Here is a 9,943-nt window from a genome sequence, read left to right as displayed (position 1 = left end):
GCAAAAAGACGTGTGAATGTAAACTCACACGTCTTTTTACAGCTATTAATGGCCGCCCAAGTAAGCCATTCGTATTTGGTCGCTCTGGTTTAACTCTTCGGAAGATCCTGAGATAACAATTTTTCCAGTCTCGATGACATAGGCGCGGTCTGCGATTGATAACGCCATGTTTGCATTTTGCTCAACTAATAGAATCGTAGTGCCTGACTTATTGATTTCTTCGATAATCCGAAAAATCGTCTTAACTAAAAGCGGTGCCAGTCCCATAGATGGTTCGTCCAAAAGTAAGAGCTTTGGGCGTGCCATCAAGGCTCTGCCCATTGCCAGCATTTGCTGCTCACCGCCTGATAACGTACCAGACAGTTGCTTACGCCGTTCGAGTAAACGAGGAAATAGATTGTAGACCTTTTCAAAGTCCTCCTTTATCCCTTGCTTATCCTTCCGTAAATATGCTCCTAATTCAAGATTCTCTTCTACAGACATGTTGGCAAACACACGACGGCCTTCAGGAACATGCGAAAGTCCCTGTTTCACGATAGACTGAGCAACCTTACCTGAAATGGATTGTCCTTCAAACAAGATATTCCCGTTCTTCGGCTTAAGTAAACCGGAAATCGTTTTTAACAGCGTACTTTTCCCCGCGCCATTTGCTCCAATCAAGGTAACGATTTCCCCTTCATTAATATCAAGTGATACACCCTTTAAGGCATGAATATTACCATAGAACACGTTAATATCCTCAATTTTTAGCATTACGAAACCTCCTCCCCAAGATACGCTTCGATGACTTTTGGATTATTTCTGATTTGTTCAGGAGTCCCATCTGCAATAAGCTGACCGTGGTCTAGTACATAAATACGCTCACATACACCCATTACAAGGAGCATGTCATGCTCAATCAAAAGGATCGTTAAATCGAACTTTTTACGAATTAACGCAATTAAATTCATTAATTCCTCTGTTTCCTGTGGATTCATACCCGCTGCAGGTTCGTCCAGGAGCAAAAGCTTTGGATTGGCTGCCAGCGCTCTCGCAATCTCTAGACGGCGCTGCTGACCGTACGGCAGATTCTTCGCCGTTTCATGCATGACATTATCTAAATTAAAAATCTTCAAAAATTCAATCGCTTTTTCTTCCATATGCTTTTCTTCTGAAAAGTGTTTAGGGAGGCGGAAGATTGAACTCATAATGGAATGCTTTGCCAATGAATGGTAAGCCACCTTAACATTATCAAGCACAGACAATTCACTAAACAAACGAATGTTTTGAAAGGTTCTGCTTATTCCTTTTTTGGTAATCTTATAGGGTGCTAAACCATTTAATTTATCTCCATCTAATTCAATACTGCCTTCGGTAGGCACATATACTCCGGTTAACAGGTTGAAAAAAGTTGTTTTACCGGCACCATTCGGTCCAATCAAACCTACTAACTCACCTTGCTTTAACTCGAGGTTCACGTCTGAAACAGCCTTTAATCCGCCAAAACGGATACCTGCATTATTTACTTTAAGCAATGGGGTGTTTGCTGTCATGAGTTGACTCCTCCTTTTGCAGACTTGCCAAACTTAAAGAATGAGGTCAATTCTCTTGTGCCCATAATTCCCTGTGGACGGTAAAGCATCATCAGTACCAATACTAAGCTATAAATAATCATTCGTAATTCTGGAAAGCTTTGCAAGAATGTAGAAACGATTGTTAGGAGAATCGCAGCCAGTACCGCACCAGACATACTTCCTAATCCTCCAAGTACCACAAAGATTAAAATATCAAACGATTTTAAGAAACCGAAGTTTGTCGGCTGGATAATGAAAAAGTTATGTGCATACAAAGCACCTGCAACTCCAGCGAAAAAGGCTCCGATCGCAAACGCGACTACCTTATAGTAAGTAGTGTTAATCCCCATTGCGTCCGCTGCAATTTCATTTTCTCTGACAGAAATGCAGGCTCGTCCATGTGTTGAATTGGTAAAGTTTCTGATGACGATTAGTGTTAGAAGGATACTTCCAAATAGCCATGGCCAAGTCGTAAGCTGGGTAACAGTCATCCCGCTTGCTCCGCCAACATATTCAATATTTAAAAAGACAATCCGGACAATTTCACCAAACCCAAGTGTGGCAATCGCAAGATAATCTCCTTTTAGCCGAAGTGTAGGAATTCCAATTATTAAGCCTGCAATTGCAGCTGCTACTCCTCCCGCTAATAGACCAAGAGAGAAGGGAAGCTCTAATTTCATTGTAATAATGGCAGAGGCATAAGCACCTACAGCCAGGAAGCCTGCATGTCCAATCGAAAACTGTCCAGTAATTCCAATTATCAAATGTAAGCTGGCAGCAAGAATAATATTAATACCAATAAAGTATAGTGTGTTCACATAGAAGAAGTTAATTATTTCTCCGGTAATTAAAAATTGCATCACAACACCAAAAACAATGGCTAAAACGATTGATGACCAAAAACCTTTCGCAGTCCTGAGTATATTCATCGCTATAGCCCCCCTACACTTTTTCCCGTACATTTTTACCGAATAAACCGGCTGGACGGAAAATCAAAATTAAAATCAATACGACAAATGCCACACCATCTCGCCAAAGTGAGAAGCCTGCTGCACTTACCAGTGACTCGATAACACCTAATAATAGACCGCCAACCATTGCTCCTGGAATAATTCCAATACCGCCTAAGACGGCTGCAACGAAGGCTTTAAGGCCTGGGATAATTCCCATTAACGGCTCAATTTTTGTATAATACATTCCGAAAGCAACACCCGCTGCACCCGCTAACGCTGACCCAATCGCAAAGGTTGCGGAAATAGTATTGTTAACGTTAATTCCCATCAATCTTGCTGCATCCATATCATAAGAAACTGCACGCATCGCTTTTCCAATTTTTGTCTTATGTACGATAAATTGCAATAAGATCATTAATACTACAGAAGTACCTAAAATTAGCAGTGACTGACTGCTCACCTTTACACCTAAGAAATCTAAGCTTGTTGCCGGAATCAAGTCACCAGGATATGCTTCTGGCTGAGCACCTCGAACATAAATGACTCCATATTCAATTAACAATGATACTCCAATTGCAGTAATAAGAGCCGCAATTCTAGTGGCATTACGCAAAGGTTTGTAGGCGATTCTTTCAATGAGAACCCCTAAGATGGCACAAACTGCCATGGAAATAAGCAAGGAAGGGAAAAATCCCAAATCTAGTATCGTAATAGAGTAAAAACCGATAAATGCACCAACCATGAAGACGTCTCCATGGGCAAAGTTAATTAATTTTACAATTCCGTACACCATTGTATACCCAAGGGCAATCAAGGCATAAATACTGCCTAAAGACACCCCGTTGACCAGCTGTTGTAAAAATTCCATGTCTAAGTCTCCTCCTAAAATTAGGAAAATATCATCTGAATAGGGAATAGGGAGACTAGCATTCTCCCTATTCTTTTTTCCCTATAAAATTTTGTCTAGCTCGGAGCGCCTAGGAAAAAATGAACTGCTTTTTTCCCTATGCACTTCCGTCTTTTTGTTTATGGGTTAACCTTTGTATTAAATTCTTGTTTGCCGCCTTTGTATTCTAAGATAACAGCAGCTTTGATAGGATCATGGTTTTTATCAAGTTTCATATTACCTGATACAAGCGCAAGACCATCTGTTTCTTCAAGTGCTTTTTTGATTTTCTCAGGGTCTCCGCTTCCAGCACGCTTAACCGCATCTGCAATGTAGTAAGCAGTGTCATAGCCTAAAGCAGCAAAGGCATCAGGAGATTTACCATCATATTTGCCTTCGAATGCTTTTACGAAATCCTGTACTTTTGGATCAGAGTCTCCAGAAGAATAGTGGTTTGTAATAAATGTATTGTTTAATGGATCTGCTCCAGCAATATCTACTAGAGTAGGAGAATCCCAGCCATCGCCGCCCATGATTGGAACATCAATTCCAAGTGCACGAGCCTGCTTGATAATTAATCCAACTTCTTCATAAAAACCTGGAAGGAATATGAATTCTGGATTTTTCGCTTTAATATTGGTTAAGATCGCATTGAAATCTGTATCCTTTGCAACATAAGCCTCTTCAGCCACAACCTTACCGCCATTTCCTTCAAATGATTCCTGGAAAGAAGCTGCAAGACCTTTTGAATAGTCACTAGAGCTATCAATAATGATCGCTGCATTTTTTACTTTTAGATCAGTAGAAGCAAAGTTAGCCGCTACTGTTCCTTGGAATGGGTCGATGAAACAAGTACGGAATACAAAGTCATTAAGGACTCCATCCTTACTTGTAATCGTAGAGTTTGTTCCAGTTGGTGTGATTAGTGGAGTTTTGTTCTTCTGAGCAATTTCCACCTGTGCCAATGTATTTGTACTTGTAGCTGCACCCACGATAGCTGAAACTTTATCTTGGCTGATTAGCTTAATAGCACCGTTTGTTGCTTCCGCCGCATCTGATTTATTATCAAAGGTTACGAGCTCTAACTTCTTGCCATCAATACCTTCTTTGTTGATCTCTTCAATTGCCAACTTCAGACCTTCTTGAATCGACTGACCGTAAGAAGCTACCCCGCCTGAAAGTTCAAGATTGGCACCAATTTTTACCGTTTCGCCGTCTTTTTCACCGCTTGTACTTGCTGAACCGCCACAGCCTGCCAACACCCCCGCCGCCATCATGAACGACATAAAAATTCCTGCAAGTTTTTTCTTTCTCACTGACTATACCCCCTATTTTTGAATAAAATTCCCCTTTTCAATCGATGCTTGTCCAATAAGATGTTTAAAAAAAGATAATATTCTGAAAACATTGTACCAAAATAATTTCCTATTCGTCTAGTAGTAAAATGCGTTATTTTAATATAATTCTGAAAAAATAAATATTTTAATAATCCCCTACTATAATCATAGGATTAAAAAACAATCCAATATACTTTGTTCCTTTAAAGTGGTAAAATCACGCTGTGTTAAAAAATAAAAGAGAGACTCCCATTTGGAAATCTCTCTAACTAAACATTATACTAATACTTTATTTTTCGTTTCTTTTCCTAAGAAAATAACGGCTAAGGCAGCAACGAAAACTGATATACAAAAGATCGTAAAGATGGTGGAAATGGATGTATTTTGTGCCACTAAATAACCAACCAATAAAGGTCCAAGGACTCCGCCTAACCGGCCAAATGCCGCTGCCGATCCTGACCCGGTTCCACGGATAATCGTAGGATACTGTTCCGGCGTATAAGCGTATAATCCTCCCCAAGCCCCAAGATTAAAGAAGGATAACAGAATACCCGAGGTAATTAACAGTGTCGTTGACTCTGCATTTCCAAAAAGAAAAGCACTGATCGCCGTTCCAATTAAGTAGACAGCTAAGACAAATTTCCGGCCGAATCTTTCAATCGCCCAAGCAGCCGTAAAATAACCTGGTAATTGAGCAAGGGTCATAATTAAAACATACCCAAAGCTTTTGATTAGACTAAAACCTTTCATTACCATCACACTTGGAAGCCATAGAAACATTCCATAATAGGAGAAAACAACACAGAACCAAACAATCCATAGCATCGTTGTACGGCGGCGATACTCGTTCGTCCATAGATTAGCAAGACTTTGAAACGGAGAAATCTTTTCTTTCTCCTTAATCGCTTCGAATCTCGGTGAGTCAGGTAAACCAACTCGTAAATATAAAGCATAAAGTGCAGGTGTTGCACTAATTAACAAGGCAGTCGACCATCCATACTTTGGAATAATAAAATAAGAAATAACTGCAGCAATCAGCCACCCAGCTGCCCAAAAGCTTTCTAGTAATACAACAATCCGTCCTCGTTTTTCGGCAGGAACACTTTCAGAAACGAGTGTCGAGGCAACGGGAAGCTCTCCGCCAAGACCCATGCCAATAAAAAATCTTAATATAAGGAAGACAGTAATCGATGTGGCAAAAGCAGAAATTCCGCTTCCGATTGAAAATAATAATAACGTAATGATAAACACATTTTTCCGGCCTATTCGGTCTGCCATTAATCCGAAAATTAATGCCCCTACAGCCATCCCAATCGATTGGACACTTCCAATCCAACCCATTTGCTCAGAAGATAAATCCCATTCTACTTTCAATGCGGCAATAATGAAGGAAAGCATACCCACATCCAATGCATCAAACATCCAGCCTGTTCCGGAAACCCAGAGTAATTTCCGGGTTGAAATTTCTTTTTTCATAGCCAGCCCCCTTTAAGACTAGATTATTCCCTAACGATAGTTATTTCATTAATCTACAGAGATTTCAACATTTTTAAATTGGTTAAAGAACATATTATGATATTTCCTCTGCTGGTTCATGAGTTCACCGTGACTTCCTTTTTCTAGGATTTGTCCATTTTCAATTACCATAATGCTATCCGCATCACGAATCGTGTTTAACCGGTGAGCGATAATAAAACTAGTACGCCCCTCCATTAAGGTTAACAGCGCCTCTTGAATATGAAGCTCGGTACGGGTATCAATACTGCTTGTTGCCTCGTCTAGTATCAGTACTGCGGGCTTTGCAAGAATAACCCTGGCAATGGCAATCAACTGGCGCTGCCCTTGACTTAAGTTTCCGCCATTTTCTGAAAGGGTTGTATCATACTGATTTGGCAATCGTCTTATAAAAGAATCCGCATTGGCCATTTTTGCAGCAGTGATGACCTCTTCATCACTTGCCGAAGGCTTTCCATACTTAATATTCTCCTTAATACTACCTGAAAACAGATAGGTATCCTGCAGAACAAATCCAAAACAGCTTCTCAAGCTGTCACGTGTATATTCTCTAATATCATGACCATCTAACAAAATTCTGCCCTCGGTGACATCATAAAAACGTGTCAACAAATTAACAATCGTCGTTTTTCCCGCTCCAGTCGGACCGACTAATGCCGTACTGCTCCCAATATCACTTTCAAAACTAACATTGTTTAAAATCAGTACATCACCGCGATAGCCGAAGCTGACGTTTTCAAAAACAACATGCCCTTTTGGCTTGTCTAACACAATGGCATCCTTTCTATCATCAGGCTCCTCTTGCTCATCGAGAATTTCAAAAACTCGCTCGGCACCGGCTACACCGGATTGCAGCAAGTTGAAAATTTGGGCAAGGTCGTTGAGCGGCCGGACAAACTGCCTCGAATAGGTAATAAAACTTGCAATCGCACCGATGGTAATCATGCCCTTTACAGCAAGAAATCCTCCCGTAACCGCCACAATCACAAAGCCTAAATTATTAATCACATTCATGATGGGCATAAGAAAGCCGGACCAGATTTGCGCCTTAAGTCCAACCTCACGCAGCTTTTGATTGACCTCTTCAAATTCAGAAATAACCTTATCCTCATGATTAAATGCTTTAACAACCTCTATACCCGAAATCGTTTCTTCAATTTGTCCATTTAACTTCCCAAGCTGGATTTGCTGATCCTTAAAGTAGACACTTGTTCTTTTGGCAATAGTCTTGGTTAAGAGAAAGACAAGGGGAACGGTCAGTAAGCTCGCCACTGTCAAAATTGGACTAAGAATCAGCATCATAATAAACGAACCCATAATCACAATGACACCTGACATCAGCTGTGTCGTCGATTGTGAGATGGTACTGCTGACATTATCGATATCATTTGAAAGCCTGCTCATCATTTCTCCATGTGTCCGTTTGTCAAAAAAGGAGACGGGGAGGTTTTGGAGTTTTCTAAACAATGCATCCCGAAGCCTTTTTACAATTCGCTGTGAGACACCGGCCATTAGCCAGCCCTGCATAAACGTCAATACACCATCTAAAATATAGGCCGAGATAAGGATAACGATCATTACTTCAAGAAAACTAAAATCAACTTTGTTGTCAAGGCTTATGGCATCAACCGCTTTTCCGATTAAGAACGGAGAGAGCAGCGATAGTGCTGAACTAAAAAGAATGAACAGAAACACAATACTAAGCATTTTTTTCTCATTGCCAAAATAATGCCATAACCTTCGCATCGTCTCTTTAAAGTTCTTTGGTTTTACAATTGGGGCGCCCCGGCGATGGCCTCCAAAGCCAGGTCTTCCTGGAAGTGAGAGGGAAGGTGGTGCGTTACTTGATAGATTTGCTTCCTTCGACATTTAGAGAGCCACCTCCTTACCCACTTGTGATTGATAGATTTCCTGGTAAACCTTACAGTCTCTTAATAATTCTTCATGTTTTCCGATCCCAGCAATTTCCCCATGATCCATAACAACTATTTTATCAGCATCCATAATCGAGGAAATTCGCTGAGCAATAAGGAGAAACGTCAGCCCTTTTGCATATTTTTTCAATCCAGCCTTAATACCTGCCTCTGTGGTAACGTCAACCGCACTGGTGCTGTCATCTAATATTAAAATCTTTGGATTTTTAATTAATGCCCTCGCAATCGAGATTCGCTGCTTTTGACCACCTGAAAAGTTAACTCCGCCTTGACCGATCCTTGTTTGATACCCTTCAGGGGAGGAGGTGATAAAATCATGTGCGCCAGCAATCTCTGCCGCTTTTTCAACTTCTTCCATTGAGGCATCTTCTTTACCCCATTTAATGTTTTCCTCAACACTCCCGGTAAAAAGAATGTTTTTTTGCGGGACAAAAGCAATCTTTTCTCTTAGTCTTTTAGGATCAATATGGTGAATATTCTCACCATCTACTTTGATACTGCCGGCACTTACATCATAAAAACGGGGAATTAAGCCGACAAGGGTGCTTTTACCAGCGCCTGTCGAACCAATGATTCCAACTGTTTCTCCTGGCAGGATGGTCAGGTTAATATCTTTTAGCACAGGTTCACCGCTTGTCCCTTCATAAGAAAAGAAAACATTGTTAAAATCGATTCTTCCTTGTTCAACAGGGGCTTCGCCCACTTCATCCTTCCAAGTTAAATCATCTTCCTGGGCAAATACTTCGCTAATCCTTACAGCTGAGGTTTTTGCACGGACAAACATATTAAATACCATCGAAATCATCATCAGTGAAAACAGAATTTGGGTCATATAGTTAATAAAAGCAATAATATGACCTACTTGAACATTGCCATTCGTCACACCAAAGCCGCCAATCCAGAGGACAGCGACAATTCCAAGGTTAACCGTCAGCATAATCGCCGGGCTGAACACAGCCATCAGCCTCGTGGCAGCAATCGATTGCTTTTTAAAATCGTCATTTGTTTTCTCAAACTTGTTTACCTCGACATCAAAACGATTGAACGCTTTGACAACACGCACCCCGGACAAGTATTCACGCATCACACCATTCACTCGGTCAAGTGCCTTTTGTACTTTTGAAAACATGGGGAAACCAAGTCTTAGGTTTAGAATGATAAAGATGGCCACAATCGGGACAACGACAATTAGTACGACCGATAAGTGGAGATTTAGCCGAGTCGCCATGATTAATCCTCCGATTGCTAATAACGGAGATTTAACAAAAATCCTCATTAAGCCATTCGCAAAAACCTGCACTTGAGTCACATCATTGGTCAGCCTTGTGATTAACGATGCGCGTTCAAAGCGGTCAATATTTTTGAAGGACAGCGTTTGAATTTTCTTATATAAATCCGACCTTAACTCGGCCCCAAAGCTTTGTGAGACATTGCTGGCAATGATACTTCTAGTCGAAGCCGCAACTGCACCCAAAAGCGTAATCAATAGCATTAATCCACCCATTTTCAATACATAATTTATATCTCTGCCTGCGACACCGACATCGATAATATTTGCCATGATCGTTGGCATCATCAAATCACTAAACGCTTCAAAGGTTAAAAATAATACTGCTAAGCCAAAAGACTTCCAATACTTCCTTATGTATTTCGCTAAAAACACCATTACTACTTCACCCCAACACCCATTTGGAAATCTTTTGAACATTATGATAAAGATATTATAGCAAAAAAAGTATGAGTTCTATGAAAAGAACTCATACTT

Annotated in this window: 7 protein-coding genes and 1 pseudogene; all 8 read right to left on the bottom strand. The window is 40.6% G+C overall.

Going from position 1 to position 9,943, the window contains the following annotated elements:
• Window positions 1-45 precede the first annotated feature (45 nt).
• Complete coding sequence (locus CHI06_RS05655) at window positions 46-753, bottom strand: ABC transporter ATP-binding protein (RefSeq protein WP_095247451.1); 708 nt, start codon at window positions 751-753, stop codon at window positions 46-48.
• Window positions 753-1,532, bottom strand: coding sequence for an ABC transporter ATP-binding protein (locus CHI06_RS05650; protein ID WP_095247450.1), 780 nt, complete (start codon window positions 1,530-1,532; stop codon window positions 753-755). The genes CHI06_RS05655 and CHI06_RS05650 overlap by 1 nt, the downstream gene beginning before the upstream one ends.
• Window positions 1,507-2,482: pseudogene (locus CHI06_RS05645) on the bottom strand (branched-chain amino acid ABC transporter permease). The gene CHI06_RS05650 and the pseudogene CHI06_RS05645 overlap by 26 nt, the downstream one beginning before the upstream one ends.
• Before the next feature lie 13 nt (window positions 2,483-2,495).
• Entirely contained in the window at window positions 2,496-3,374 is an 879-nt protein-coding gene (locus tag CHI06_RS05640) for a branched-chain amino acid ABC transporter permease (RefSeq protein ID WP_095247448.1), read from the bottom strand.
• Between the two features lie 158 nt (window positions 3,375-3,532).
• Window positions 3,533-4,708 (bottom strand): ABC transporter substrate-binding protein, encoded by a 1,176-nt coding sequence (locus tag CHI06_RS05635; RefSeq protein WP_095247447.1) that lies wholly within the window; start codon window positions 4,706-4,708, stop codon window positions 3,533-3,535.
• 297 nt (window positions 4,709-5,005) lie between these two features.
• On the bottom strand, window positions 5,006-6,205 hold the full coding sequence (locus tag CHI06_RS05630; RefSeq protein WP_373558136.1) for an MFS transporter: 1,200 nt from the start codon (window positions 6,203-6,205) through the stop codon (window positions 5,006-5,008).
• 48 nt (window positions 6,206-6,253) lie between these two features.
• A complete protein-coding gene (locus CHI06_RS05625; RefSeq protein WP_095247445.1) occupies window positions 6,254-8,113 on the bottom strand; it encodes an ABC transporter ATP-binding protein in 1,860 nt (619 codons plus the stop codon).
• Window positions 8,114-9,844, bottom strand: coding sequence for an ABC transporter ATP-binding protein (locus CHI06_RS05620; RefSeq protein ID WP_095247444.1), 1,731 nt, complete (start codon window positions 9,842-9,844; stop codon window positions 8,114-8,116).
• Window positions 9,845-9,943 lie beyond the last annotated feature (99 nt).

Origin of the sequence: Bacillus sp. 7884-1, assembly GCF_002272245.1 — a bacterium.
Classification (GTDB): domain Bacteria; phylum Bacillota; class Bacilli; order Bacillales; family Cytobacillaceae; genus Neobacillus.
Note: the sequence above shows the minus strand (reverse complement) of the source record. Positions and strands in the feature narration are given on the sequence as shown.

Bases quoted from the DNA above. Each gene is read 5' to 3' on its own strand.
- CHI06_RS05655 (WP_095247451.1), bottom strand. From the start codon at position 753: ATGCTAAAAATTGAGGATATTAACGTGTTCTATGGTAATATTCATGCC.
- CHI06_RS05650 (WP_095247450.1), bottom strand. From the start codon at position 1,532: ATGACAGCAAACACCCCATTGCTTAAAGTAAATAATGCAGGTATCCGT.
- CHI06_RS05640 (WP_095247448.1), bottom strand. From the start codon at position 3,374: ATGGAATTTTTACAACAGCTGGTCAACGGGGTGTCTTTAGGCAGTATT.
- CHI06_RS05630 (WP_373558136.1), bottom strand. From the start codon at position 6,205: ATGAAAAAAGAAATTTCAACCCGGAAATTACTCTGGGTTTCCGGAACA.
- CHI06_RS05625 (WP_095247445.1), bottom strand. From the start codon at position 8,113: ATGTCGAAGGAAGCAAATCTATCAAGTAACGCACCACCTTCCCTCTCA.
- CHI06_RS05620 (WP_095247444.1), bottom strand. From the start codon at position 9,844: ATGGTGTTTTTAGCGAAATACATAAGGAAGTATTGGAAGTCTTTTGGC.